Below are 25,203 nucleotides of genomic sequence, written 5' to 3'. Positions count from 1 at the left end.
TCGAACCGGAGTGCCGTGGGCCCCACGTCCGGCTCGCCCGGTGCGGATCCGGCGGGCCGAGGGCCCGAGCCGGCGACGGCTCGTCGGTCACGTCGATGCCCTTGTCGACGGCAACGCACCTCGCTATGTTAATCAGAAATCACATCCTGGAACAAGCATTGAACCGTGCGGGCAACGCCAACTCCGCGCCAGAAAAGGCTAGATGAGCCGCACGTCCGACCAGGAAGGCGAGCAAGTCAATGCACAATCTCAGCCGCAGAAGAGTCCTGTCCCTAGGTGCCGCGCTGGGTCTCGTGAGCGCGACGAGCACCACCGACGCGTGGGCGTGGTCGCCGACGGGCTCGGTCGCCGGAACCGGCACGGGCACCGACCCGGAATACGTGTGGGACGACGAGGTGGACCAACTGGTGGCCTCGCTCCTCGACAACGGCCAGGTTCCGGCGGTCAACACCGCGATGGCGTCGTGGGTGAACAACAACGACCCGCTGCCCAGTGGCCTGCCGGCCGACCTCACCGCATACCTGCAGAGGGTCAACAAGCTGCCCTCATGGGCGGATCAGGACAAGCTGGCCCGCGCCGCCGACTTCAACCGGCGCAAGGACACCTACCTCTTCCTGCTCTACGGACTCGGCAGCGGGATCATGAGCACCGTGATCCCGCGGGAGGCCAGGAGCGTCTACTGGTCCGCCGGCGGCGCCAACATGCAGGACCGCGCGGCCAAGACGTTCACGTTCGGCTACGACCTGGCCCAGCTGAAGGGCTTCGAGCCGACGGGCCAGTTCGTGGTCACGGCCAACAAGACGCGCGTGGTGCACGCCGCGGTGCGTCATCTGCTGCCGCAGTCGCCCCATTGGACGGCGGTCACGGACGAGCGCATCCCGATCAGCAACGCCGACATCCTGGTCACCTTCCACAGCCTCGGCACCTTCGTGCGCAGGAGGCTGCTCGACTGGAAGGTCCCGTTCTCGGCCGAGGACCAGGACGCCTTCCTGCACAGTTGGCAGGTCGCCCTGCACCTGCTCGGCGTGCGGGACGAGTACATCCCCAAGTCGTGGGCCGACGCGGAAGCGCAGTCGGGGCAGGTGCTCACGCCGATCCTCGCCCCGACGACCGAGGGCATCGAACTGGCCGAGGATCTGCTCGGGTTGACCGCCCAGGTCGACCTGGGCGTCACGCGCGGATTCCTCAACGAGTTCGTGCGCTACGTCCTCAGCAACGAGATCGGCGACTGGCTCGGGCTGAAGCGCGACTACGCCTCGGCGGCACTGATCCGCACCGCATGGCCGGCCTTCATCCTGTTCCGCGAGGGGCTGTCGCCCGTCGCGCCCGGCGCCTTCTACGTCTTCGACCAGTTCGTACGCGCCTTGGCCATGCTGTTCCTCAACAAGGGCGCTTCGGGGACGACCACTCCCATCGTGATCCCGACGGGGAACAGAGCGGCCTCCTGAGCACCCGGACCGATCGCGCGCAGGCCCGTCCCACGGCACACCCTGCCGCAGGACGGGCATCTGCCCGCTCTCCGCCCAGAAGCCCAGGCACGACTCGGAGAGGCAGGATCTGCTCAGAAACCCCAGGAACGGATCAGCGACCGAGGCTCGGCCGAGAAACCCAGGCTCGGCTCAGATACCCGGGCACGGCCCCGAGCCGCACGCCCTGCTCACAAACCCAGGGCGCCCGTGACCAGGCCGGTCACGGCGGCCCGGTGGTCAGGGCTGTCCTGCCAGCGCAGGCCCCGCCCTGCCTCGACGACCACGCCGAACCCGGCGTGCACCAGCACCCGGGCCTGACGCGGGTCCAGCTCCGGACGCGCCGCTCGTAGCTGCTGCTCCCAGACGGCGATGTGCTCACGCTGCGCAAGGACCAAGGGGCGCTGCAGATCGGCCGGCAGGCCGACGAACTCGGCTTCGGCAACGCTCGTGAGAGCGGTGTGCTCGAAGCTGTAGGCCACGTACGTCGCCGCCAGCGCCGCGACGGCGTCATGCGGATCGGCCACCTCCTGCAGACTCCGGTCCACCGCCTGGGCCAGCAGCCCCGCCGCCTGCAGGCATGCCGCCGCCAGGATGTCGACCTTGCCCGGGTAATGACGGTAGAGCGCGGACGGGGCCAGCCCCACCGCCTGTGCGATCTGGCCGTTCGTGACGTTGGCGAACCCGTCCCGGGCGAACAGCGGGACGGCGGCAGCGAGGATCTCCGCACGCCGTGAGCGCGGCACCGGCAGGGCCGGCAGCTCGACGGAGCGCCTGCTCCCCACGGCCGGTACGGGGTCGGTCGCGATCACGCGCTGGGCGCACCCCAACAGCAGTTCCTCGACCCGGCGTTGGGCGATGGAGGTGCGATGCATCGTGATGGACCCGATCGCACCGAGAGCCGCCGCGACCCGCAGATGCTCATCGGACCGGGGTTCCTCGCGCCGCACCGCCTCGGTGACCCGCCCGACGACGTACCCGAACTTCGCCCTGAGGAGCCGGCGATCCTCGCGGTCGAGATACCTGGCCTCCCATCGGTACACGCCGCCGGACGCGCGATGCGCGAGGGTGACCCGGATGAGGGCGGTGAGCACGTCTGCCGGGGCCGCCTCGGGCGGCATCTCGTCGAGCGCGCCGACGAGCCGGTCCACCATGGCATGCGCACACTCGGCGAACAGCGCGTACTTGTTCGGGAAGTGCCGGTACAGGGCCGTGGCGGTGATGCCCACAGCGGCGGCTATCTCCTCCATGGACGCCGCGTGGTAGCCGCGCTCGCTGAAGAGCCGGCCGGCCGCCTCGACGATGAGCTGCCTGCGGTTGCGGGGGCGAGTGGCCGCGCTCGGCTCGGCGGTCATGAACGCACACACGAATGCGGAGACGGGGCCATACGGCCCAGTCAATCACACGTCGAGCAGGCCCTGGGGCCACCCGCGTGCGGACCGCGCGACATGCGGCCCCGAGAGGCCACCCATGTGATTTTCCATTAACAAAATGCGTCACGACGCTTCTCGAACCACGGCATTGAACGGCACAATGCCGCAGCGGCCACCGATCGACACGACACCTGAGGAGTCACCCATGCCGACCGACACGGCTCCCGCCTGGTCCTTCCGGCACCACTGGATGTCCCAGGCGGCCACCCACGCGATGATGCGCCCCGACAAGCCCGCGCTGCGCCATCTCGGGAAGACCACGACCTGGGCACAGTTGTCGCGGAGGTCGCTGCAACTGGCCGCCGCGCTCGCCGACCGAGGCGTCGCCGCGGGTGACCGCGTGGCCATGCTCACGCTGAACCATCCCTGGTTCGTGGAAAGCGTGTTCGCGGCGAACAGCCTGGGGGCCATGGCCGTGCCGCTCAGCTTCCGGCTCGCGCCGCTGGAGCTCGAGTACATCCTGGCCGACTGCACTCCTTCGGCGATCGTCGTCGACGCACATCTCCTGCCGCTGCTCCAGGCCGTGCCGAACGCCACGTCGATCGGCACGGTCGTCGTCATCGGCGCATCGGCCGAGACCGAGGTCGAGGGCGAGGGCGAGGGCGAGGGCGAAGGCCGCACCGCGTACGAGGAGTTCCTGTCGGCGCACGAGCCGATGGAACTGCCCGACATCAGCGAGGAGTCGACCGCGCTGATCATGTACACCTCGGGCACCACCGGCCGCCCGAAGGGGGTGATGCTGTCCCACCGCAACATGCAGGTCCAGGCGATCACGTGCGTCCGCGCGATGGAGATGTTCGACGACTCCGACGTCGGCTTCCTGACGGCGCCCTTCTTCCACATCGCGGGTCTGGGTTCGATCGTGGCGAACTTCCTGGTCGGAAGCACAGTGGTGATCCATCCGCTGGGCGCCTTCGACCCGCGGGCGGTGCTCGACGCCTACGAACGCGAAGCCGCCACCGTCGTGTTCAACGTTCCGCAGCAATGGGACCTGATCTGCGCCCAGCCCGACATCGACAAGCGTGACCTGAAGCTGCGGATCATCAGCTGGGGTGCCGCCCCCGCGAGCGATGCGACCCTGCGCGCCATGGGCGAGAAGTTTCCCGCCGCGCTCAACGTGGCGGTGTTCGGCCAGACCGAGACCTCGCCGATCACCTGCGTCCTCCGCGGGGAGGACGCGCTGCGCAAGCTCGGCTCGGTCGGTCGCCCGATCCCGGGCGTCCAGTACCGCATCGTCGACGCGGACATGAACGACGTCGCCGTGGGCGAGGTCGGCGAGATCGTCTACCGCGGGCCCACGGTGACGCAGGGGTACTGGAAAAAGCCGCAGGAGACGGCCGAGGCGTTCGCCGGTGGGTGGTTCCACTCCGGTGACCTGGTCAAGCGCGACGACGAGGGCTTCGTCTGGGTGGTCGACCGCAAGAAGGACATGATCATCAGCGGCGGCGAGAACATCTACTGCGCCGAGTTGGAGAACGCCGTCGCCGCGCACCCCTCCGTACAGGAGGTCGCAGTGATCGGCAGGTCCGACGAGCGCTGGGGCCAGGTGCCGGTCGCCTACGTCACCGTCACCCCGGGAACCGGCCTCTCGCTGCGCGAGCTGACCGAGTTCCTCGAAGGAAAGCTCGCCTCTTTCAAGTGGCCGAAGGACCTCGTGGTGGTCGCCGAGCTTCCCCGCAACGCGGGCGGCAAGGTGGTCAAGCCCGCGCTCCGCACGCGGGACGCGGAAGCGGCAGGCGTCGGTGAACCGTGATCGATCTCGCGTGACGTGACCTCGCGCGGGTGATCACTCCCAGGACTGCCCCCGCACGACGCGGTACGGCGACCGCCCGGCCCGCGCCACGGCGAGCGCCTCCTCGACCGGCGGCCCGGACGCCTCCCAGTCGCTCGCCGACCAGCTCTCCCCCGTACCCACGATCTCCCGCCCCTCCCCGGCGTCGACGTGCACGAACTCGCCGGTCACCACGGCGACCACCACGTCGTCCAGCACCTCGATCAGGTCGGCGGAACCGCTGTCACAGGCATCGCAACCACAGTCCGGAAGCTGCTCGATACTCACGGCGGGCTCCCCCGCCCCCACCACGAGAACCGTCCCGGGAACGTCGTCGACGGCCGCGAACCCGAACACGAGAGGTACGGCGTCTGCGCGCACCGGACGCAGCCGGACAGCACCGCTCACCGCCACGCCCGGCTCCCGGCGCCAGACCCCCGCCGGATCGGTGACCGTCTCCACCTCGGCCAGCCCGAGCCGCGACAACGCCTGTGTCCAGGCGTCGGCCCGGGCAGCGAGAATGCGGTACTTCTCCGGCGCCGAACACCGCGAGTACTCCTCGTCCCGCACTTCGCGGTCAGGATGTGGATCGGGCCAGGGAGGGGTGTCCACCCCGGTGACGGCGAATGCCTCGTCGACAGCCCGGCCAAGTTCCACTGGATCCATACCGGCACCCTACGGCGCGGAGCGGGGACGGCCGCCGCCACCGGCTTGAGGTACATCGACCCGCTAGGGGCGCGCCACCGCACATCCCCGGACACCGCTGAGCTTGAGTTTCAACCTCACGGGATCCAGGCACCTGGCATGTCGCCGTCCGACCACCGGTGGCTGCCGGAACGGGTTCGCGTGTTGTACCTGTCGGGAAGTGGCGAGTGTCGTCGACGGCCGCCGCCGCAGTCGATGAGAGGTGAGGACGCGCGGGTCTGCGTGGCCCGGCACCTATGAATCCTTCCAGTTCGGAGTCGACTCTCGGGTGAGCCTGCGGCTCATCAGGTCGATCACCGCGACGTGGATCGTGGCTTCGGAGCGGTGAGGGTGGGTTTCGTGGTCGCGGGCCGGACGGCGGTGGTGCATGAGCCGTCCGAAGGTCCGCTCAACCACCCGGTGTCGCGGATGAATTCGATCCTTCGACGCCGGGGCGCGCCACTGGTGCCGCGGAAGAAGCAGAGGATTTCAGCCGGGAGGTCGCGCTGATCACTGAACCAGAGCTTCAGGCGAAGGGAAGGACACGCAGCCGCCAGGATTCGGCCTTCCGGATGAACCACCGGGCGGCGACGTCACCGCTCTCCTCGGCCGCGAGCAGCAGCGGCCCCAGGTGCTTGACGGCCGTCTGCCCGGCCGCCTGCCGGGTGTCGCACCACAGACTGACCTGCCACCAGCGGGTACCCGTTGCGCGCCGCGACGTGCAGGGTGCGCAGGGCCAGCAGCAGGAATCCGATGTCGTCGAGGTAGACGGGGTCCGGCAGCAGGTCGACCGGTGACATCGTGTAGATCACGGCGGCCCAGAACAGCGCCTTGTTGCGGAGCGGGATACCCGCGTCGAGGAGCAGCCTCCTCGCCCGGATCACCCGTACCAGGAGAACTGCGGCGATACCCATGGTGAGCACCACGACGGCTGCGGCGAGGATGAGCCAGGATTTGGTGTCCATGCTCCATCGTGTACCCGCTCAGGGGGCGGGCCACAGGGCCGAAAGCACTCTGCCGGACGCGGGGATGCGGGATGGCGGGCATGAGGTCAGAGCGCTGAACGGCGCAGCGCGAGGAGCGCCTGATCGTCCTGGGGCCGGCCGCCCGTGTGGCGCCGTACGTCACGGATCAGCATGTCGAGGACCTGCGCCGGTGTGGGGTGCTCGCCGGACCGGGCACGGTGCCGGAGCAGAACGGGCAGGCGCGCCGCGGCGTCGTAGAAGGTGCCTTCGGCGTCCCGGGACTCGGTGATGCCGTCCGTGTAGCACAGGAGTGTCGCGCCGGGCGGGAACGAAAACGTGTCGACCGGTGCGGACCAGCTGCCCAGCATCCCCATCCCCAGCGGAGGCACTTCCTCGGACGGTTCGAGGACGGTGGTCGAGCCCTGTGTGTCGAGGAGCAGGGGCGGCGGATGCCCGCGGTTGACGATGCGTACGGTGCTGAGGTCCGCGGGAAATTCCGCGATCAGGGCGGTGGTGAATCCCTCCTCCTGTTCGATGCCGCCCCGCCGCCCGCCCTCGCGCAGCAGTGCCTGCTCCAGCGAGCGCACCAGCTGTGCGAGGTCCTCGGCCTCGTCCGCGGCGTACCTGAACGCGCCGAGATCGGCGCAGACCGCGCTCACGGCGCCCAGGCCCTTGCCCCGCACGTCACCGACGAGGACGCGTGTGCCGTACGGGGTGTCCTGTACGACGTACAGATCGCCGCCGATCATGGCCTCGTGCTCGGCGGGCACGTACCGGGCGGCGATGTGCAGGTCGCCCAGACGCGCCGGCGGTCTGGGCAGCACGGCGCGCTGGGCGACGGCCGCGACGTGCTGAGCACGCCGGGTCCGGACGTCCTGGCTCTTCAGCGTGCGGTTGATGAAGATGGCCAGCAGGGTCACGGCCAACAGGGTGAACTGGTTGGCCAGACCGCGGTGCCAGCCGAAGGTGCCGTCCACCCAGGCCAGTCCCGCATGGACGGCCATCGACGCGAGGCCCACCCAGATGATGCCGGGCAGCGTCAGGAGCGGGGCGGCGGCGACGGGCGCCGCCATGATGAGCGGGGCCGACGTCACCTCGGTCGGGGTCACCAGGTCGATCACTACGGCCAGCACGATCACGCCGGCGGGAATCCACTGGGCTTTGTTCTGCTGCACCACGCCCCCACGCTGGCGGCAGCGGGCGCGCGCCGCATCCCGGCGGGCGCGGCGGAGCACTCGTGCGACGAGAACTCAGGAGTGCGGGACGGCCGCGCGGGCGGCGTCGAGCCGATGCGCCCTCACCCCTCCTCGAAGGCGTCGGCGGCCGGTACTTCGTCGAATGCAACGAGCCCGAGGTCGTCGACCGGAGCTCCGGCACACTGCACGGCGTCGCCCGCTGTGCCCTCGACGCGGACAATGGCAGGCGCCTGTGGGACCTGTCGGAGGACCTGCTCGCCGAGGCGGGTGCTTCTGGACCAACTAGACCAACCGCACCTGCTTCTCCAGTGAGGCGGACTGGATACCGACGGACGCGTCGCATGTGCGCCGTTCGCAGTTCGCGCGCCGGGTGAGCTGCCGGTCTCCGGGCGTGAGCTCGACGACGCCCCGGCCCTTCACGGGGCCGGAGCAGTTGGCAGGGAGGGTGACTCAACGGACAGGACGTGCTCGACCAAGCAGATCAGAACCTCCTTGCCGGACTCCCGGTCGCGTACGTCGCACAGCAGCACCGGGGTGTCGGCGGTCAGGTCGAGGGCGCGCGCCACCGCTCCTCGGCTGTGGGTTCGAATGCCGTCGAAGCAGTTCACAGCGACGATGAAGGGGATGTCGCGGCTCTCGAAGTAGTCGATGGCGGGGAAGCAGTCCGCCAGGCGCCGGGTGTCGGCGAGGACGACCGCGCCCAGGCAGCCCGTGGCCAACTCGTCCCAGACGAACCAGAAGCGGTCCTGGCCCGGGGTGCCGAAGAGGTAGAGGGCCAGGGTGTCGCGCAGGGTGATCCGGCCGAAGTCCATCGCGACCGTCGTGGTGGACTTCGTGGCCACGCCCTCCAGACTGTCCACCGGGCGTGAGGCCTCGGTGAGGGGTTCCTCGGTGCGCAGCGGGCGGATCTCACTGACCGACTCCACCAGCGTGGTCTTCCCCACGCCGAAGCCGCCGGCGATCAGGAGCTTGAGAGCGGTGAAGTCGGCGGGCGCCGGGTGCGCGGCGCGGTCAGAGTGCACGAAGGCCATTGATCACTTCTCGCAGGAGGTGGGCGGAGACAGGTTCTTTCCCGGCGGCGGTGGACTCGGGCGGGGTGATGCGGATCAGCCCCTGGGCGGTGAGGTCGCCGAGCAGGACGCGTACGACGCCGAGCGGCAGGCCCGAGTCCGAAGCCAGGTCCGCAACCGGGCACGGCCCTTGGGCGCACTGGGCCAGAATGCTGCGCTGCTCGGGCGGGATCGGACCGCCGGGGGTGGCGGCCGTGGAGCGGACGATGGCCATCAGGTCGACGTGTTCCGCGCCGTTGTCCGTACGCGCGCGGCCCGCGGTCATGGCGTAGAGGCGGACCAGAGGGCCGGCGTCCTCGTCGTAGCGGTCGGTCCAGGGGTCGGGGTCCCGGTCGGCGGCGCCGGGAGGGGGCAGGCGGCCGGGTGGCAGGTCGGTCACGCCGTCCCGCCGTCCGGCGTCGGGGCTCCGTCCGTCCTCGCGGGTACGGCGAGGTGCTCGCGCACGCGCTCGACCAGCAGGGCCATCTCGTAGGCCACCAGGCCGATATCGGCGTGCCCGTCGGTGAACACCGCGATGCAGGACCCGTCGCCCGCGGCGACCACGAACAGGAATCCGCCGTGCAGCTCGACCATCGTCTGGACCACGCCGCCCGCGTCGAAGTGGCGACCCGCGCCCTTGGCGAGGGAATGGAATCCGGAGGCGATGGCGGCGAAGCGCTCGGACTCGTCACGCCCCAGGCCGCGGGAGGCGCCGACGCACAGGCCGTCGGTGGAAAGCATGACCACGTACCGGACCTCCGCGACGCGGTCGACCAGGTCGTCGAGGAGCCAGTCGACCCTGCCCGCGCCATGGTCGTCGGGGTTGTCGCCCAGGTTCGTGACGGTGAAGGTCGGGGTCATCGGTTTCGGAATCCTTCGTCGGTCACGGTGTGTGGGTGGGACGCGGTACGCGGGGTACCGGACGGGCTTTCGGGGCCCGACGGTGTGCCGCGCTCGCCCTGAGCCGCGGACGCACGGCGCCGGCCCGAGCGCAGGGACGCCATCGTGGCGCGCGCGGCCTCCGGGGACCGGACGGCTGGGGCCTGGGCGGGCCGCGAACCGGCGCCCGCGTTCTCGTCATCGCGCAGTTCGGGTGCGAGGCTGGCCTGGCGCACCCGGCGCGGCAGACCGTCCTCGGAGTCATGGCTCGAGGTGGCTTCCGCGGTGGTGGGGTCGAGTGTGGACGGGGCCGGCCTGCGGACTGCGTCGCTGTCATGAGCGGGGGCCCGGTGGAGCGCGGTGTGAGCGAGCGAGGGCTCGGGCTCATGCTCCCGTCGGGGGATCGACTCCTGTTCGGGGCGCTGCTGTGCCGGTAGGGGAACGGCGACCGGATCAGGAACCGGTGCATGTCCGGACTCCGACACCCGCGGCTCCGGCTCCGGCTCCGGCTCCGGCTGGGGCAGTGGCCGCAGGCCCGGATGCGGTGCTTCCAGGAGTTGCTGCGGCACAAAGACGACGGCGGTGACGCCGCCGTAGACCGAGCGGCGCAAGGTGACGGTCACCTGCTGGCGCTCGGCGAGGCGGTTGACCACGAACAGGCCGAGCCGGCGCGAGTCGAGGAGGTCGATGTCCGTGGCCCGGATCTTCTCGTTGGCCGCGGCGAGCGCCTCGTCGCCCATGCCGAGGCCGCGGTCCTCGATCTCCAGGACAGCACCGGCCCCGACCTCCTCGCCACGCACCACCACGGGGGTGTGTGGCGGCGAGAACGCGGCTGCGTTCTCGGCGAGTTCGGCGACCAGGTGGATCAGGTCGGCCACCGCCGTGCCGGCCAGAAGCAGATCGGGGATGGCGTGCAGTTGGACACGGTCGATGTCGGCGGTCTCCGCGATGCCCGCGCGTACGGCGTCGATCAGTGGGACCGGGTTGCGCCAGGCACGGCCGGGCGCGGAGCCGGACAGGATGAGCAGCGACTCGGCGTGGCGGCGCATCCTGGTCGTCAAGTGGTCCAGGCGGAAGAGGTCTTCCAGGTCCGTGGGGTTCTCGGTACGGCGTTCCATCGCGTCGAGGAGCTCCAGCTGACGGTGGAGCAGCACCTGGCTGCGGCGGGCCAGGCTGACATAGACGCCGGAGACTCCGGTGAGGACGGCGGCGCGGCCCGCGACGGCGCGCAGGGCGGCCCGCTGCACCGTGGTCAACGCCGCGCCGACCTGGCCGATCTCGTCCCGGATGGGGGTCCGGGCGAGCGGGGCCTCGGCGTCGAGGTCGAGGTCGTCGCCACTGTGGATGCGGCGGATCGCGGCCGGCAGCCGGGTGGCGGCGAGCTCCAGAGCGGAGTTCCGCAGTCCGGTGAGGTCGTCGACCAGGCCGCGCCCGATGCGTACGGAGAGCAACAGCGAGAGGATCACGCCGAGCAGGCCGAGGACCACAGCAAGGCCCGAGCTTCCCAGAGTCGCGAAGGAGTACGGCTGCGCGTCGGCGCCGGTGTCGACGACGCCCCGCTCCGCTGCGGCGAGCCCGGCCAGGGTGTGTCCCGCGACGGAGTGCCACTCCCCCGCCGGCACTGCGGACACGGCCCCCTTCTCGCCGGCGTCGAGGACGGCGTCCTGAGCGGTGGCGAGTTCGGTGGCGCTGCGGGACGCGAGGACGGCGCGGTAGCGGGGGGCGCCCTCGGCCCCCAGGTCGGGTACCGCGGCTCTGGTGAGTCCGCGCTGCTGGGCGACGTCGCCGACGAACGCGCGGTACTCGGCGGCGGACATCGTGCCGCTCGCCTGCGCGGCGCCGAGCACGGCGTCCTGGCGGCTCAACGCCTCGCGGGAACGGGCCAGTTCGAGGACGGTGCGAGTGTCGGAGGCTCGGTCGGGGCGGTCGGCACCCGCGAGCCCGGCGCGCACCGCGAAGGCCCGGTCGACGGCCGTGCCGTACCCGGAGAAGACCGCGGCGGAGTCGTGGGGTGTCTCGCGCAGCTCGGGGAGGGACCCTGCGCTCTTGAGCAGCGCACTGATCCGGTCGGGCAGTTGGGCGTCGAGGGCCGCGATATCGGTGCTGCTCGAGCGGATGCCCGCGCGCAGGGCCGTGACGGCCTTGTCCGTGCGCGACCGGGCGGCGTCGAGATCGCGGCGGGTGGACGGGCCGGGAGCGGCCCGGTACTTCAGGGCGGCGGCACGTTCGTCCTGGACCGTGGTGGTGAAGTCCGCGACCGGCTTCACCAGGGCCGAGTTGATCTGGCGCAGCTGCTCGGTGGACGAGACCTGCGAGGCGGTGGTGACGGCAGCGTGCCCCCACAGGGCCATCAGCGACAGGACCGGCACCGTCAGCAGGGTGACGACCTTCGCTCGGATCGACTTGGGTCGCCACCCTTCGGGCAGCGGAAAGCGTGCGGGCATGACCAGGGATCTCCTTGGCGGTGCAGGAGTGTTGAGGGCGCGCGAAGTGGGGTCGGCCCGGGGAGTGGCGGCGGCGTGCGCGCGTGGCGGGCAATACGCCGCGAAGATGACGAAGGCTGCTCAGGGAGTCCGGATCAGGCGACCGGAAGCTCGACCTCGTGCAGCGGTCGGGCCGCGGCCTCGCCCTCGGCGCGCTCCCGCGCCGTCGGGGAAAGAGCCACGAAGGCGCAGGTGAGGAAGAGGAAGGAACCGAGGACCACGGCGAGCGGCAGGATGAACGCGGTAGCGCTCGCGCCCTGCAGAGGTGCATTGCTCGCATGCACGTCCACGGTGACCGCGGCCATACCGGTGTAGTGCATGCTGCTCACCGCCAGCCCCATGACGAGGGCCGCGATGGCGGCGACGACCGGGCCCCGCACGGAGAGCGCGGCCCACAGCGCGGCGGATGCCGCAGCGATCGCGATGAAGACGGAGGCCGTGACGACAGCCGGGTCGTAGGAGATCGTGCCGTTGAGCTCTACGGCGGCCATGCTGATGTAGTGCATCGCGGCCACTCCGAGTCCGGTGCCGACGCCGCCGAACAGAATGGAGCGCACCCGGGACTTGCCGTATCCGGCGGTGAAGACTCCGGCGCCGACAACTGCGATGGCGACGAGGAGGCTGAGCAGGGTGAGCGGGATGTCGTAGCGGATCGCGGTGCCGTCGACGGTGTAGCCGAGCATCGCGATGAAGTGCATGGTCCAGATTCCGGCACCGATCGCGATCGACGCGCTGACCAGCCAGTTCCTTCTGGACCGCCCCCCGGCTGCCAAGGCGCGCACTGTGCAGCGCAGTCCCAGCGCGGATCCGACGACGGCCATCGCATACGACAGGACCGGCGTCGCCCAGCCTCCGGCCATGTGGTGCATGTGACCCACGGGTTTCCTCTCACTGTTCTGTGTCGGCCCCCCGGCGACCGGGACGCTAGCACGCAGTGGATCTCCGACCATGGGGCGGCGAAATTGGCCTGCAGGCGGGTTACTGGACGGTAAAGCCCTGGTTCAACGGGCTTTCAGGCCTCGGCTCTTCATCTCTCGCCGACACCGGTGCGACTCTTGTCACGTCGCACATCGAAGCGCATCAGACACCCTGGACGAGACGCCCAGGTCCGGACGTCAGGGACATACCCGTTCAACCGAAGACGGGGCCGGTGGCGCTGGGGTTGAGACCGGACTGCTCGGTGGCGAGCCTGAGGACCCTCGCGCCCAGCCGGCGCGGGTGCCGCACGGCAGCGCTCTGTGCGGACTGTTGTCGCGACGAGTGGCAGCGCAGACTCCATCGGGGTGCTCCGCGCGGCGGCTCCACGGCCCGTTCCGCTCGCCCGCACAGACCCGCCGGCAGAAGGCGGCGGGAGCCGGCCCTTCCACCTTGCTGCGCACGCGGAGTTCGACCACATCAGGGGGTAGCCCACGGCGTGCGGCGGCGGCCCGACCGGGTGAAGGTGGAGCCGCCGCCGCGCCGTTGGGTCCGTCAGGACGGACAGCCGGAGTCGGCGATCACGAAGGTGCCCGGCGAGGTTTCTTCCAGGGTGTGGCTGACGTAGAGGTTGTACAGGCCCATGTTCTGGTTGGAGCCGTTGGCATAGACGTACCCGAGGCTCTGGTGGGCGCGTCCGGCGGCGACCTGGTTGTAGTTGTTGTCGGTGTAGCACCGGTGGGCGGCACCGGTCGTGACCGCCTGTGCCGAGGCGGAGGACGCGCTTACGGCCCCGGAGCCGTCCACGGCGGCCACGGTGTAGCTGTACGTCGTGCCGGGGGCGAGCCCGGTGTCGGTGAACGAGGTCGACGAAGCCGAGCCGACCTGGGTGCCGCCTCGGTAGACCCGGTAGGAGGCCGCACCGTCGACGGCGGCCCAGGAGAGAGACGCCGAGGTGTCGGTGGTGGCGGTGACGGTGAGCCCGCCCGGGGCAGGCAGGGAGCCGCCGCCGTCCGTGGCGTCGAGGCCCCAGGAGTGTCCGATCCAGTACGAGGCGCAGATGTTCATGTCCGGCAGGTACTGGCTGGCCGTGCCGCACTGGGTGGCCCCGGTGCCGGGGTCGACGGCCTGGCCGTGGGACATGCCCGTGATGCTGTACGACTCGACGACGGCTCGGCCTGAAGTGTCCTGGTAGACCTTGTGCGGATAGCCCTGCACGGTGTCGCTGACGTCGGCCGTGGCGTCGGTGGCGTGGACGTTGGTCCACTGCTCCACGAGTTCGGTCATGTTCATCGGCGCGACAGTGGTGTCCTGGGAGCCCTGCCACACCGCCACCGTCGGATAGGGGCCGTTGTACCCGGGATCGGCCGCACGTACCTTGTCGCCCCACTGCTGCGGGGTGAGGTTGCTGCCGGGGTTCATGCAGGACAGACCGTCGGTGACGGTGCGGGCGCAGTCGAAGGGAAGGCCGGCGGCCACCGCCGCGCCGGAGAAGACGTCCGGGTAGGAGGCCGCCATCACCGCGGTCATCGCCCCGCCCGCGGACAGACCGGTGACGTAGACACGTGAAGGGTCGGTCCCGTAGTCGGCCGCCATCTTGTCGACCATCTGCTTGACGGACAGCGCCTCGCCCTGGCCGCGCGAGAAGTCGGACGACTGGAACCAGTTGAAGCACGCGTTGGCGTTGTTGGCGCTCTTCTGCTGCGGCAGCACCAGTGCGAAGCCCCAGGCATCGGCCCACTTGGTCCAGCCGGTCTCGCCGTCGAACGCCGAGGCCGACTGGGTACAGCCGTGCAGGGCGACCACCAGCGGGCGCCCTGACGGCAGCCCGTCGGGGACGTAGCGGAACATCTGCAGGTTGCCGGGGTTGGAGCCGAAGCTCGTCACCTCTTGCAGGGACGCGGCTTGCGCCGGTGCCGGGGACAGCAGCCCGAGGGTCAGGGCGATGACGGACAGCACCAGCGCGACGGCGGACGCGGAGCGCGGCCGCCCTCCGCGTCCCGCAGGCTGCCGCACGCCTGGGAAGCGGCGTCGCGAGGAGTGGGGGGAAGCAGGATGCATCGTGCCACCAGGTGATCGCGATGGATGGGGAGATGGAGAGGAACAACTCCAGGCCCTGGCCGCCCGGCACCGGACAGCGCTACATGTCCCAGGAGCACGGGAACGCTACGTCCGGCCGGTCTGCGACCGTAATGGTGACGCGCCCCACCTCGAAGGGGTGCGGGCTGTGGCCCGTCACCGTTGCGCCACTCGGGAAGGCCACGGCGGCGGACGATGTGCCTGACGCCGTCGCACGGGCGCCACCGGGCGCGTGAGCGTCAACCGCCCGAGCCCGAGCAGGGCCGAGCGCCACGGTCTGAAGGCGCGCCTGCTCGCGCGGCCGGACCGTCACGCAGGAACGTCCAGGTGACCGTCAGCTCGGAGGAGCCCGCGGCCACGGCCACGGCCCCGACCTGCTCCGCCTCGCCGAGGTGTTCGGACTCGACGCCACCACTCTGTTCTTTGATCAGCGGGTACGCGTCGGCGGTGTCGGGCCGGCGTCGGCGCCGGTGTTCCAGCCAGGCACCCACGGTTCGCCGTCGCGCTTCGGGCTACAGCAGGTGTGCGAGAGGCAGCGCCGCGATGTCGGCAGGGGGCCGGGAAACATATAGGTCGGCGTGGTAATAGCCGTCCGCTTCCTTGCCTGCCGCGTGCAGTCCGTTCACGGCCAGAGCGTCGAACGCCGCGTACCGTTCGGCGCTGTCGGCGAAGCGGCGCTGCCGGAAGGTGCGGGTGGACAGTTTCTCCGTCACCAGGCCCGAGCGGTCGAGCAGATCGACGATCGGCTGGTAGGGCACGGTGCGCAGCACGAACGCCGCGACCCACGGCGGGGTCGGCATGCAGTCGAGAAGTCTGGTGAAGGTTCGGGTGAAGACGTAGCCGACGCCGCCTGTGACGGTGATGAGGTCCGTGCCGGCCAGTGTGCGGCGAAGGGCGGGGCTCGGCTCGGTGACTTCGAGGTTCTCCGCGAAGGCGTGGTCGAGCAGGCCGACGGCGCGGGCGTATCCGACGGCGCGGGCTGCCGAGTCGATACCCGTCGCTGTTGCGGTTTCAGGACGGCGGCGTGCCGCGAAGAAGGTCCGGTCCTCGGCCGCGAGGCGCCGGGGCGGCAGGACGGAGAGGTCGTGGGAGGTGTACCGGGTGGACAAGTCCGCCAGAGTGACACGGTAGTTGAGGAGTGCTGTGTTGATCCCGTAGGAGCAGCACAGGTCGACCACGTTCAGTGGCGTCCGGTCGGGGTGCAGTTGGCGCAGGGCATAGGTCAGCGCCTGGAAGACGGCCTGGCCGTGGTGGGGTATCTGGTAGTCGAGGGATCGCAGGGTTGTGAAGTACAGGCGTGGGTCGGGACAGTTGTAGATGTCGTTGAAGTTTGCTTTGCCCCAGTCGGCATTCGCGGTGATGTTGCTCGCCTCTGCTGCCATAGGTGGTCTCCTGACCTGCACGGGCCGGCGGGGAGGACCCGATGGCCGCAGGGATTCGGCCAACGCCGGTCCCTCGGAATGCCGTTCGGACGGCATAGTCGGGTTGGGGCAGGGGTCGGCGGGCGGAAGTCGCCGCGTGCTTCGCCGAGGGTGGGCAAGCAGCTGGGACTTCGCGCGGCCGGACGGGGTGTCTTGCTCCCGCGATGCGCCTGTGTGGTCGGCCGAAGTCGAGCGTGCCCGGGGGGAATCGCCGGGCCCGGGGGTAGGTGGCCTTGCTCGGCGGCCTCCCAGCGTGCGATCAGCTCGTCCTTCCACCCCTTCCCCGAGGGCCAGGGGACGCCCCATTCGGCGAGCCGGGCTCGTGTCCATGTGCCCTTGGGCGTACGGGCGGCGGCGAATTCTTCAGCTGCGTCGCGCGATCGGCACGCGTTGTGCCCCGGCACTGGGGCGCTGGGGCGACCGGGGAATGCATCGCGAGGCAGGTTGGGCACAACGCGCCTCATTGCTCGCTCGGGCCCGTTTCACCGAATGTGCGAGAGGGAGGTGCCACGCCGACATGCCTGCCGGGGCTGCGGGCGATCGAGCGGAGACAGCAGTGACCGGCCGGGGGCCTCTCGCGTGCCAAAAGCCACGGAGGCCGGCCCCCGGCCGGTGTCTGTGCCAGGAACTAGCGGGACGACACCGTCGGGTCGACGTCCGACTTGCCCCTACCGCCTACGTGCTCGCTCTGCTCCTTGAGCCGGCGGGCCTTGTCCTGCAGACGCTGACGCTCCTGCGGGTCAGTGGCGCGTTCCGCGGCCTGTTCCATGTCCTGGGCCTGAGCACGCATCTGCTGGGCACGACCGGACTCGCCTGCAACGCTCATGATCACTCCTTGGGTGATGGGGAAGAGCGGGCCACATCAGAGAAACAGGCCCCGACACCCCCTGCATCTCGTGCGGTCACCCCCTGCTATCTACGCAGCTGGAAGGCCCTCGCGGAGCGAGGGGCCTCGATGAGGATCGCGACCGTCCGCTCCTCGTCCATCCCTTCTCTCGCGTGGGCGTCCCCGGCTTCGGCCGGGCCCGCGCAGCGGCGAGCGGGCCGGTACCGCGACGGGCACAACCAGCAGGAGGGTGCAACCGATCAGGGTGGGCCGTACACCGAGCCATGTCCCGAATCCGCCGACGAGTAGCGCGGCTGGTGGTCGCGCTCCGGAGGTCGGCCAGGTGCTCACCGCTTGCATGCGGGCCTGCATGGCGGACGCGGTGATGATCTGGCGGATCGACCGCTGGGTGGTGCCCGCGGCGCCGGCCGGCTGGACGAAGAGCGCGGAGCCGATCGTGAACTCCCGGCCGAGGCCTGGGGAGGCGCGCAGCAGCGGGATCTGCGTGAGTGGCGTGATCGGGAGCGACGACGCAACGCGGCCGCCGCCCGGCCTTCCCACCTCGAATGGTGCCGTGACGGTGTGCGTGTGAGCATGCCTGGGAGGAGATGTCGGCGTCGCCGGGTCGCGGGACGTCGCGCTCACCGGCCGCGTATCGCCAAGACCAGCAGGAGCGTTGCAGGATGCGCACTCCGAAGCAGTTGACTCCGCTCGGCGCGATCACGTCGGGTCTGGTCGCCGGCCTGGTCGGCACCGTGTGCATGGACACGGTTCGGTTCCTGCGGCAGCGCCGGTCCGGTGGTGAGCGCAATCCCCTGCGGTGGGAGTTCGCTCCCGTCCGCACCTGGAAGGCGGCTCCGGACCCCGGGCAGGTCGGCAAGCGCCTGATCGAGGGCTTCACCCAGCGCGAACTCCCGGATGCCGCGGCCTGGCCGGTCAGCACGTTCATGCACTGGTCGTACGGCGCGTTCTACGGGGCGCTCTACGGCGTGGTCGCCGGCTCGGTGCGCAAGCCGCCCTCTGGGGTCTACGGCGTGCCGTTCGGCGCGGTCGTCTGGATCAGTGGCTACATCGCCTTGCCGATCGCGGGGCTCTACGAGCCCATCTGGAAGTACGACAGCAAGACCCTCGCGGACGACCTCGGACCCCACCTGGTCTACGGCGCCGCGACCGGGACCGTCTTTTGGATCCTGGCCAAGGCACGCACCGTCTCCGTCCAGCCCCGTCCGAACGGGTGAACGCGCCCCGCGGGCCCGCATCCAGGCCCCGCCACCCTGTGCGTACCTCACGCCCAGAGGGCTACCGGCACCGACAACCCCGCGTCAGGCGAACCGGCCCGGCATCGCCCGATCAAGTTCAGTAGCACGATCCCCTCGCGCCGTCGACGCCGACACGTGCGGACACTCGACACAACCGCAGAGCCGACCGCGGACTGGGACACCCGGCTCACCGGAACAGTCACGGACCGCCACGACGCAGGCACCGAGGTGACCCGCGACCTGGACGCGCGCCACCCGGACGCCTTCGACGCCGCCCTACGAGCCGAGGGCATCGACGTCGTCCACAAGCGCCGCTCCCCTACGCCCTCTGCCCGAACCGATCACCGAGCCCTGTCCGCCCACTCGCCTCGAGGCCCACCGAAACGACCGCCTCACCGGCATCCTTCACGAGGACCTACATACGGCGTGACCAGCATGAACGTAGTTCTTGGCACCGACAACGCCGACCCCGCCCGCAGCACAGTGCCAGGACAATGGCCAAGGCCATGCGTCACACTGGACGTATGGCCCGCACAACGTGCTCGCGCCCGGGGTGGCGAGGACCGTGGGCGGGCGCCGAGGTCTCGCGCGGGGTGGTCAGAAGGGCCGCGGGAGAACCCGGAGGTGGCACAGCAGGCCATCAGCAGACCGCTGCGGAGGAAGGAGGCGGTAAGCCGCCCGAACAAGAACGCCGACTTCGGGGATCGGAAGCGGGTCGGCCCACTCCTGGGCCGTTTCGTGGCGGCTCGGTACACGTGGGGAGGGCACGGCACCAGTCACGCGGTGACCACACCTGGAGGAGAGGCATCGTGGCAACCCGAATCGACGACTCCCAGATCGAACAGCGAATGTCCGGCGCAGACATGGCGGACTGGCATCGAACCGGCGACGTCCTGCGCCGCACCATCGAGGTGTACGACTTCTCCAGGGCCGCCAGTGTCGTCGCAGACATCGTTTACGACGTCAAGACCCTTGATCGCCACCCTGAAGTCCATATCCGGGGCAATGAGGTGAGCTTCGTGATCCGCTCCGACGGCGGCCTCACGGATGCGGATGTGGAGCTGGCGCACCGCATCGAGAAGGCGGCGGGCTCACACGTCCGGGGCTACGCGTAGACCTCGCGGACCGGGCACGCAGGACCGCTGGTTCTCCGTGCCCGCCGACGCCGGCCTTCCGAAGCTGCCGCACAACCACTCCTGCTCCCCGACAGACGGCTTTCCCGGCTGCCGCCTCCTGGTCGCCATGCGATCGACGTGGGCCACCACCACGGTGTGGAACTTGTGGATTGCTTCATCGACGCTCCGGATGAATCCGGATTCCATGTCTCCCCGTTGCGCGCCCATGCCCTTGTACAGGGACGGCCACAACCCGGTCTCCGGCCCGACCAGGCGCCAGTTCCCCACCACTCAGGCCCGTTCACATGCTCCCATCTGTCCATGAACGGAGCGGACCGAGTTGAGTCGACTCTCAGCAGAAATGGCCGAGCTGAAGCGGTCGAATGAGATCCGCGAAGCCACCTCGGTGTTCTTCACGAAGGAACTCGACCAGCCCCGCACCGGGCTGACGCGCACGGCCACCAGCTGGACCAGGAACACGGATGCGATGCAAGACCGTGATCGGCTGTGGAGCGCGTCTCGGGCGTCGCCCCACTGTCGGGGGCTACCAGAGCCGCCAGTGGACGACGACTGCGCTGCCGTCGTGACCAGGTGAATCAAAGATCCGGTCATCTCCGAGTGGGGTCACAGGACCTCGTCGCTCCTCGAAGACAAGGGTGCCCAGGTGTACTGGACGCGCACACCGTGGTCGTGGAGCCAGGCGGTCTCGCGGTGCCGGAGTTCGTGCGCGGACTCCGGGGCGATGGCGCTGGGCCAGCGGACGAGTACCGCGGTGACGTGGCCTGTCTGTGCCAGCTGCCTCACACGCCGCCACCCTCGGCGCTGGGCCGGGTCGGGCTCACCGTACGTGTCGGTGACAACCTCGGCGATCGCCAGCCCGCGCTCCTGTGCGAACGCGCGGCCTTCTGTCTGCGCGCACTGCGTGGCTGAGCCGGGCGCGCCCCGGGCTCGGTCGGCGCATACGTACAGCACGACAGGAGGAGCGGCTTCGCTGTGGGGGGTCATGGGCGCCTTCTGTAGGTGGATCGAGGAGAACGGGTTCCTCGCCGCGTGAAGGGGACGTAGCGGGGCCGTCCCGTGCCGACTGCGGTCTCTGCCGTTGGACGGGGGTACTGGTCAGGTGCGCAGCAGCCCGGGTCTGGCCGCGCTGCATCCGGACTGTCGCTGCCGGGACGGGCGCCGCATTCGGTGACGGCCGGTGCCGATGGCGTCAGGGGTGAGCCGTCAACTCCGCCCAGACGACCTTGCCTTCGGACCGCGTCGAGCGTGCGGAGCCCCAGCGGTCCGCGAGTTGCTGGACGAGGAACAGGCCTCGCCCGCACTCCTCGCCCGGGCCGGCGCGGTGCTCGGGCGGGCTGACCGGGGTGCGGCCGTCGTCGTGGAGTTCGATACGCAGGCGCCGCTCGTCGCCGGTCAGCGTGAGGCCGCACAGGACGTGACCGCTGTCGGTGTGGAGTACAGCATTGGTGGTCAGCTCGGAGACCAGCAGCACCGCGTCGCACAAGGCGTCGCCGGGCACCTTCCAGGCACGGAGCCGGTCGCGCACGGTGTCGCGGGCGGATCTCGCGCTGGTACGCAGGGCCGGCAGGCCGAACCAGTACTCCCGACGAGGCGCGATCGTGGCTAAGGCGGGGGTCATAGCCGGGGCTGAGGGGGTGGGCAGGGTCACGGATGTCGCCTTCCAGTGCCCTCCGGGGGGCGGGCGCGGTGTGGGGATGCGGGCTGCAGCTCGAGCGGTGTGAGGCGTGTGCCGAGGCAGGCGCCCTGGGGTGGGGTGCCGACGACGGCATCAGCATCACGCCTCCCGTCCGGGCCGGATGCTGCGTCAGAGCTGTGACTTGACCGCTCACATGTCAACTATGCGCGTGATCACGCTCACGCTGCAACCGACTCGCTGATAATTTCAGCAGGGGGGTATCACCCTGGCGTCGTCATCAAGTCACTGTAAGAATGGTGCTGTTGATGAACCCTCAGGAGGTTTGGGCGTGAGCGAAGCCCGTTCCGGCACCAGCGCGCCGACGGTCCTGCGCATGATCCTCGGCCGTCGGCTGCAGGACATGCGGCTCGGCGCCGGTGCCTCGCTGGAGGACGCGGCGAGGGCTCTGCGCGTGAAGACCCTGACGATCCGCCGGCTGGAAAAGGCCGAGGTCGCGCTGAAGCCTCTCTACGTGGAGAAGCTCCTGGAGACCTACGGCGCGGACCGTCAGGAGATCGACGAGTTCGTCGACCTGGCCGAGCAGGCCAACGAACCCGGATGGTGGCACTCCTACCGCGACGCCGTCCCCAGCTGGTTCACCGCCTACGTCAGCCTGGAGACCGGCGCCAAGACCCTGCGCACCTACGAACCCCAGTACGTCACCGGCCTTCTGCAGACGCCCGACTACGCGCGCGCCGTACTGCGCGGCGGGTTGCCGAACGGCAGCGAGGAGGAGCTCGCACGCCGCGTGGAACTGCGGCTGCACCGCCAGAGCCTGCTGGAACGGGAGGACGCCCCCACGTTGTGGGTGGTCATGGAGGAAGCCGTCCTGCACCGGACGGTGGGCAGTCCTGACGTGATGCGGGAGCAGATCGAGCGACTCCTGGACGTGTCCGAGCTCGCGCACATCAGCCTCGACATCGTGCCCTTCACCGCGGGTGCGCATGTAGGGGCATGCGCGCCGTTCACGTATTTCCGGTTCGAGGAACCCGAGCTGCCCGACATCGTCTACAGCGAACTATTGTCCGCTTCCGTCTACTTGGACCAGCGCGTGGACGTCGTCGCCCATCTCGAGGCTCATTCCCGTATGGCGCTGCTGACGTCGTCCGAGGACAGCAGGGCGCTCTTGAACCGCATGCGCAAGGAGTACTCGTGACGATCACCGACGAGGGCGTATACAACGGGATGCCGGCCCGAGACCTGGGAGAACAGGGCTGGGAGCGTCCCTGGAGCGGGCCGAACGGCGGCCAGTGCGTCGAGACGAAACTACTCGCCGACGGCCGCGTGGCCATGCGGCAGTCGACCGACCCGGCCGGGCCGGCGCTGATCTACACGCCGGAGGAGATCGGCGCGTTCGTCCGCGGGGTCAAAGAGGGCCTGGCCGATCACTTGGCCGCCGGGTGAACCGGCGGGCAGTAGGAAGGACGACGACACCGGTCCCGTCCTTGGCCTGCGGGCCGACAGACACACACCTGAAGGGGAGAGCATGACCACCAGGCAGGCCGGCCGGGATCTCGACACGAGCAAGGCGCACTCGGCCCGGATGTACGACTACTTCCTCGGCGGCAAGGACCACTTCGAGATCGACAAGGAGGCGGCGCTGGTCGCCGCCCAGGCCCACCCCGGCATCTACGTGACCGCCCGCGAGAACCGGGCGTTCATGCACCGGGCCACCCGTGTGCTGGCACAGGAGCACGGCATCCGCCAGTGGCTGGACATCGGCACCGGCATCCCGACCGAGCCCAACCTGCACCAGGTCGCCCAGTCCGTCGCGGTCGACGCCCGCGTCGTGTACGCCGACAACGACCCCCTCGTCCTCAAGTACGCCGAACGCCTCATGCGCAGCACGACGCAGGGACGCACGGCCTACATCGAGGCGAACGTCACCGACCCCGATGCGCTGATGAGCGCCGTGGAGGCCTCGGAGGTCCTGGACTTCGACCAGCCCATCGCCCTCTCCCTCAACGCGCTCATGCACTTCATCACCGACCCGCACGACCCGTACGCCATCATCCGCCGGCTGCTCGACCCGCTCCCGGCGGGCAGCGCCCTCGCCATGAACCACTGCACGCCCGACTTCGACCCCGTCACCTGGAACAAGGTCGCGGAGGTGTACACCAAGTCCGGTTCTCCGGTGCAGTTCCGTTCGCACGACGACGTCCGCCGCTTCTTCGACGGGCTGGACCTGATCGAGCCCGGCATCGTCTGCTGCCACCGCTGGCGTCCCGCGGGTCCCGCCGACGGAACGGAGCCCGAGGACGCCCAGATCAGCCTGTTGGCGGGCGTGGGCATCAAGCGCTGACCGTGGTCAGGCCGACGGTCCGTTCGCCTGGGCACCTGCGTCGCAGCGCAGTTGCCCAGGCGGAGCTGCGAGAGCTGTGAGAGCTGGGGAGCTCAACGCTCCCAGGGCTGTCCTCGAGAACGGCGCACAGTTCCTCGCGCCGCTCGCTGTGCCGACTGCTCCCACACGCCTACCGCGGAAGTGCCACGATTTTTCGAGACCGCGACTCCACGGCGCGGTGCGCCGGGCCCGCGGGTCACACCTCCTGCCGCGCCGGCTCCCCCACCGTCAGGTCGGCGTCCGCGCGCCGCGGTATGAGCAGCAGCGCCACGAAGGAGAGCACACAGCAGCCCACGATGTAGACGCTGATGCCGACGCTCGACCCGGTGTCCTCAAGGATCGCCGCGGCGATCAGCGGTGCCGGTCCGCCCGCGACGACCGAGGCGAGCTGGTAACCGAGGCCGGCGCCGCTGTAGCGGACCTGTGTGCCGAAGCCCTCCGCGATGAGCGCGGCCTGAGGACCGTACTGCACATCGTGGAAGACGAGGGACAGCACGATCGCCAACAGCACCAGCCCCGACGAACCGGTGTTCAGCAGCGCGAAGTACGGGAACGCGAACGCGGCGACGCAGGCGATCCCGATCCCGTACACGAGGCGGCGCCCGATCCGGTCGGAGAGATGGCCGAAGAGCGGGATGGAGACGAGCCCGACGGCGGCCGCGACGAGCGTGTCGTCGAGCAGGTCGCTGCGGGCGAGGCCGAGGTGTTCGGTCCCGTAGGCGAGCACGAAGGTGATGAAGAGGTAGAACGGGGCCTGCTCGGAGAGGCGTACGAACGCCGCAGTGAGAACCTCACGCCACTGGTGACGCAGCACCTCCCAACCCGGCATCCGGACCACGGCCCGCGCGTTCTTGACCGCGCTGAAGTCGGGGCTCTCCACGACCCGCAGCCGTACGTACAGGCCGATCGCGATGAGGACGGCGCTGGCCAGGAAGGGGATCCGCCAGCCCCAGCTCTCGAAGTCGCCGCCGGTCGCCGAGGTCATCCAGCGGACCATGCCGGTCGAGGCGAGCAGGCCGAGCGGCACGCCCATCTGCGGCCAACTGGCCATCAGCCCACGGCGTTTCCTCGGACCCCACTCCATGGCGAGCAGCACCGAGCCGCCCCACTCGCCGCCGACGCCGATGCCCTGCACGACGCGCAGGACGACGAGCAGGATCGGCGCGGCGAGGCCGATCGAGTCGTACGTGGGCAGGCAGCCGATGAGAACGGTGCTCGCGCCCATCAGCAGGAGTGTGATGACGAGCGTGGACTTGCGGCCGACCCGGTCGCCGAAGTGTCCGAAGATCGCGGCGCCGACCGGGCGGGCGGCGAAGCCGACGAACTGCGTGGCGAAGGAGGCGAGGACGCCGGTGTAGTCGGACTGGCCCGGGAAGAACAGGTGCGGGAAGACGAGCGCCGCGGCCGTCCCGTAGAGGAAGAAGTCGTACCACTCGATGGCGGTGCCCACTGTGCTGGCGACGACGGCGCGGTTGCGGTGGCTGCGCGTGGCAGCTGTCTGTCCGGTGCTCGTGCCCACGGCAGATCCCCTGTCTTGTGCGGTCGAGCCGACTTGTGCGGGGCGGGGGGGCTTCCGCGAGAGTGCTCTTAAGTCAGGGACATGTCAAGGAACCCCCCTAGAACGG

General features: G+C 70.1%; 24 protein-coding genes and 1 pseudogene. 8 read left to right on the top strand and 17 right to left on the bottom strand.

Translation table 11 applies throughout. The features are described 5' to 3' along the window. Nucleotides 1–239: 239 nt before the first annotated feature. Complete coding sequence (locus LGI35_RS37055) at nt 240–1,448, top strand: oxygenase MpaB family protein (RefSeq protein WP_227298647.1); 1,209 nt, start codon at nt 240–242, stop codon at nt 1,446–1,448. A gap of 209 nt (nt 1,449–1,657) precedes the next feature. On the opposite strand, the gene LGI35_RS37050 is transcribed toward LGI35_RS37055, so the two are convergent. Further along, nucleotides 1,658–2,821 carry a TetR/AcrR family transcriptional regulator gene (locus tag LGI35_RS37050; protein ID WP_227298645.1) on the bottom strand — a complete coding sequence of 388 codons (1,164 nt, stop codon included), beginning with the start codon at nt 2,819–2,821 and terminating at the stop codon, nt 1,658–1,660. Between the two features lie 223 nt (nt 2,822–3,044). Between LGI35_RS37050 and LGI35_RS37045 the strand changes: the two genes are divergently transcribed. Beyond that, nucleotides 3,045–4,652, top strand: a complete 1,608-nt coding sequence (locus LGI35_RS37045; protein ID WP_227298644.1) for a long-chain-fatty-acid--CoA ligase — start codon at nt 3,045–3,047, stop codon at nt 4,650–4,652. A gap of 33 nt (nt 4,653–4,685) precedes the next feature. On the opposite strand, the gene LGI35_RS37040 is transcribed toward LGI35_RS37045, so the two are convergent. From LGI35_RS37040 to LGI35_RS36975, 13 genes and pseudogenes are all read right to left on the bottom strand, one after another. After that, nucleotides 4,686–5,336, bottom strand: coding sequence for a DUF6226 family protein (locus LGI35_RS37040; RefSeq protein ID WP_227298642.1), 651 nt, complete (start codon nt 5,334–5,336; stop codon nt 4,686–4,688). 273 nt (nt 5,337–5,609) lie between these two features. Next, nucleotides 5,610–5,783, bottom strand: a pseudogene (locus LGI35_RS37035) (IS5 family transposase); the annotation flags it as partial. Between the two features lie 164 nt (nt 5,784–5,947). Next, a complete protein-coding gene (locus LGI35_RS37030; protein WP_227298641.1) occupies nt 5,948–6,319 on the bottom strand; it encodes a YkvA family protein in 372 nt (123 codons plus the stop codon). An 86-nt stretch (nt 6,320–6,405) separates the two neighbouring features. Further along, nucleotides 6,406–7,497, bottom strand: coding sequence for a PP2C family protein-serine/threonine phosphatase (locus LGI35_RS37025; RefSeq protein WP_227298639.1), 1,092 nt, complete (start codon nt 7,495–7,497; stop codon nt 6,406–6,408). A gap of 434 nt (nt 7,498–7,931) precedes the next feature. Continuing rightward, nucleotides 7,932–8,546, bottom strand: a complete 615-nt coding sequence (locus LGI35_RS37015; RefSeq protein ID WP_227298638.1) for a GTP-binding protein — start codon at nt 8,544–8,546, stop codon at nt 7,932–7,934. Then, entirely contained in the window at nt 8,527–8,964 is a 438-nt protein-coding gene (locus tag LGI35_RS37010) for a DUF742 domain-containing protein (RefSeq protein WP_227298636.1), read from the bottom strand. Before LGI35_RS37010 ends, LGI35_RS37015 begins: the two co-directional genes overlap by 20 nt. Then, nucleotides 8,961–9,425, bottom strand: coding sequence for a roadblock/LC7 domain-containing protein (locus LGI35_RS37005; protein ID WP_227298634.1), 465 nt, complete (start codon nt 9,423–9,425; stop codon nt 8,961–8,963). Before LGI35_RS37005 ends, LGI35_RS37010 begins: the two co-directional genes overlap by 4 nt. Further along, nucleotides 9,422–11,887, bottom strand: coding sequence for a sensor histidine kinase (locus LGI35_RS37000; RefSeq protein ID WP_227298633.1), 2,466 nt, complete (start codon nt 11,885–11,887; stop codon nt 9,422–9,424). Before LGI35_RS37000 ends, LGI35_RS37005 begins: the two co-directional genes overlap by 4 nt. A gap of 134 nt (nt 11,888–12,021) precedes the next feature. Continuing rightward, nucleotides 12,022–12,804 carry an MHYT domain-containing protein gene (locus LGI35_RS36995; protein WP_227298632.1) on the bottom strand — a complete coding sequence of 261 codons (783 nt, stop codon included), beginning with the start codon at nt 12,802–12,804 and terminating at the stop codon, nt 12,022–12,024. Nucleotides 12,805–13,396: 592 nt separating this feature from the next. Beyond that, nucleotides 13,397–14,803 (bottom strand): extracellular catalytic domain type 1 short-chain-length polyhydroxyalkanoate depolymerase, encoded by a 1,407-nt coding sequence (locus tag LGI35_RS36990; protein ID WP_227300685.1) that lies wholly within the window; start codon nt 14,801–14,803, stop codon nt 13,397–13,399. A gap of 356 nt (nt 14,804–15,159) precedes the next feature. After that, nucleotides 15,160–15,411, bottom strand: coding sequence for a hypothetical protein (locus LGI35_RS36985; RefSeq protein WP_227298631.1), 252 nt, complete (start codon nt 15,409–15,411; stop codon nt 15,160–15,162). A gap of 21 nt (nt 15,412–15,432) precedes the next feature. After that, nucleotides 15,433–16,302 carry a hypothetical protein gene (locus LGI35_RS36980; RefSeq protein WP_227298629.1) on the bottom strand — a complete coding sequence of 290 codons (870 nt, stop codon included), beginning with the start codon at nt 16,300–16,302 and terminating at the stop codon, nt 15,433–15,435. Between the two features lie 667 nt (nt 16,303–16,969). Beyond that, on the bottom strand, nt 16,970–17,167 hold the full coding sequence (locus LGI35_RS36975; RefSeq protein WP_227298627.1) for a DUF6381 family protein: 198 nt from the start codon (nt 17,165–17,167) through the stop codon (nt 16,970–16,972). Between the two features lie 370 nt (nt 17,168–17,537). Between LGI35_RS36975 and LGI35_RS36970 the strand changes: the two genes are divergently transcribed. The 3 genes from LGI35_RS36970 (at nt 17,538) to LGI35_RS36960 (ending at nt 19,541) form a co-directional block, all read left to right on the top strand. After that, nucleotides 17,538–17,759 (top strand): hypothetical protein, encoded by a 222-nt coding sequence (locus LGI35_RS36970; protein WP_227298626.1) that lies wholly within the window; start codon nt 17,538–17,540, stop codon nt 17,757–17,759. 91 nt (nt 17,760–17,850) lie between these two features. Then, entirely contained in the window at nt 17,851–18,405 is a 555-nt protein-coding gene (locus tag LGI35_RS36965; RefSeq protein ID WP_227298625.1) for a DUF1440 domain-containing protein, read from the top strand. Nucleotides 18,406–19,235: 830 nt separating this feature from the next. After that, nucleotides 19,236–19,541, top strand: coding sequence for a 4a-hydroxytetrahydrobiopterin dehydratase (locus tag LGI35_RS36960; RefSeq protein WP_227298624.1), 306 nt, complete (start codon nt 19,236–19,238; stop codon nt 19,539–19,541). Nucleotides 19,542–20,165: 624 nt separating this feature from the next. Here LGI35_RS36960 and LGI35_RS36955 read toward each other — a convergent pair. Both LGI35_RS36955 and LGI35_RS36950 read right to left on the bottom strand, forming a co-directional pair. Next, the gene (locus LGI35_RS36955; RefSeq protein ID WP_227298622.1) at nt 20,166–20,546 is read right to left on the bottom strand and encodes a hypothetical protein; all 381 of its coding nucleotides are present in this window, start codon (nt 20,544–20,546) and stop codon (nt 20,166–20,168) included. A 205-nt stretch (nt 20,547–20,751) separates the two neighbouring features. After that, nucleotides 20,752–21,180, bottom strand: coding sequence for an ATP-binding protein (locus LGI35_RS36950; protein ID WP_227298620.1), 429 nt, complete (start codon nt 21,178–21,180; stop codon nt 20,752–20,754). Between the two features lie 346 nt (nt 21,181–21,526). On the opposite strand from LGI35_RS36950, the gene LGI35_RS36945 reads away from it, so the two are divergent. The 3 genes from LGI35_RS36945 to LGI35_RS36935 all read left to right on the top strand — a co-directional run bounded on the left by LGI35_RS36945 (nt 21,527) and on the right by LGI35_RS36935 (nt 23,539). Beyond that, entirely contained in the window at nt 21,527–22,393 is an 867-nt protein-coding gene (locus LGI35_RS36945) for a helix-turn-helix domain-containing protein (RefSeq protein ID WP_227298619.1), read from the top strand. A gap of 29 nt (nt 22,394–22,422) precedes the next feature. Further along, entirely contained in the window at nt 22,423–22,641 is a 219-nt protein-coding gene (locus tag LGI35_RS36940; RefSeq protein ID WP_375992171.1) for a DUF397 domain-containing protein, read from the top strand. An 82-nt stretch (nt 22,642–22,723) separates the two neighbouring features. Beyond that, complete coding sequence (locus LGI35_RS36935; RefSeq protein WP_227298615.1) at nt 22,724–23,539, top strand: SAM-dependent methyltransferase; 816 nt, start codon at nt 22,724–22,726, stop codon at nt 23,537–23,539. A 235-nt stretch (nt 23,540–23,774) separates the two neighbouring features. Here the strand turns inward: LGI35_RS36935 and LGI35_RS36930 are convergent, their stop codons facing one another. Next, nucleotides 23,775–25,097 carry an MFS transporter gene (locus LGI35_RS36930; RefSeq protein WP_227298614.1) on the bottom strand — a complete coding sequence of 441 codons (1,323 nt, stop codon included), beginning with the start codon at nt 25,095–25,097 and terminating at the stop codon, nt 23,775–23,777. Between the last annotated feature and the right edge of the window lie 106 nt (nt 25,098–25,203).

The organism is Streptomyces longhuiensis (genome assembly GCF_020616555.1).
Taxonomy (GTDB): Bacteria; Actinomycetota; Actinomycetes; order Streptomycetales; family Streptomycetaceae; genus Streptomyces; species Streptomyces longhuiensis.
This window is presented reverse-complemented; position numbering and strand designations above follow the sequence as displayed.

Excerpts from the sequence above, each read along its gene's own strand:
- LGI35_RS37055 (WP_227298647.1), top strand. The coding sequence starts at position 240 with ATGCACAATCTCAGCCGCAGAAGAGTCCTGTCCCTAGGTGCCGCGCTG.
- LGI35_RS37050 (WP_227298645.1), bottom strand. The coding sequence starts at position 2,821 with ATGACCGCCGAGCCGAGCGCGGCCACTCGCCCCCGCAACCGCAGGCAG.
- LGI35_RS37045 (WP_227298644.1), top strand. The coding sequence starts at position 3,045 with ATGCCGACCGACACGGCTCCCGCCTGGTCCTTCCGGCACCACTGGATG.
- LGI35_RS37040 (WP_227298642.1), bottom strand. The coding sequence starts at position 5,336 with ATGGATCCAGTGGAACTTGGCCGGGCTGTCGACGAGGCATTCGCCGTC.
- LGI35_RS37030 (WP_227298641.1), bottom strand. The coding sequence starts at position 6,319 with ATGGACACCAAATCCTGGCTCATCCTCGCCGCAGCCGTCGTGGTGCTC.
- LGI35_RS37015 (WP_227298638.1), bottom strand. The coding sequence starts at position 8,546 with ATGGCCTTCGTGCACTCTGACCGCGCCGCGCACCCGGCGCCCGCCGAC.
- LGI35_RS37005 (WP_227298634.1), bottom strand. The coding sequence starts at position 9,425 with ATGACCCCGACCTTCACCGTCACGAACCTGGGCGACAACCCCGACGAC.
- LGI35_RS37000 (WP_227298633.1), bottom strand. The coding sequence starts at position 11,887 with ATGCCCGCACGCTTTCCGCTGCCCGAAGGGTGGCGACCCAAGTCGATC.
- LGI35_RS36980 (WP_227298629.1), bottom strand. The coding sequence starts at position 16,302 with ATGGCAGCAGAGGCGAGCAACATCACCGCGAATGCCGACTGGGGCAAA.
- LGI35_RS36975 (WP_227298627.1), bottom strand. The coding sequence starts at position 17,167 with ATGAGCGTTGCAGGCGAGTCCGGTCGTGCCCAGCAGATGCGTGCTCAG.
- LGI35_RS36970 (WP_227298626.1), top strand. The coding sequence starts at position 17,538 with ATGGCGGACGCGGTGATGATCTGGCGGATCGACCGCTGGGTGGTGCCC.
- LGI35_RS36965 (WP_227298625.1), top strand. The coding sequence starts at position 17,851 with ATGCGCACTCCGAAGCAGTTGACTCCGCTCGGCGCGATCACGTCGGGT.
- LGI35_RS36955 (WP_227298622.1), bottom strand. The coding sequence starts at position 20,546 with ATGACCCCCCACAGCGAAGCCGCTCCTCCTGTCGTGCTGTACGTATGC.
- LGI35_RS36950 (WP_227298620.1), bottom strand. The coding sequence starts at position 21,180 with ATGACCCCCGCCTTAGCCACGATCGCGCCTCGTCGGGAGTACTGGTTC.
- LGI35_RS36940 (WP_375992171.1), top strand. The coding sequence starts at position 22,423 with ATGCCGGCCCGAGACCTGGGAGAACAGGGCTGGGAGCGTCCCTGGAGC.
- LGI35_RS36935 (WP_227298615.1), top strand. The coding sequence starts at position 22,724 with ATGACCACCAGGCAGGCCGGCCGGGATCTCGACACGAGCAAGGCGCAC.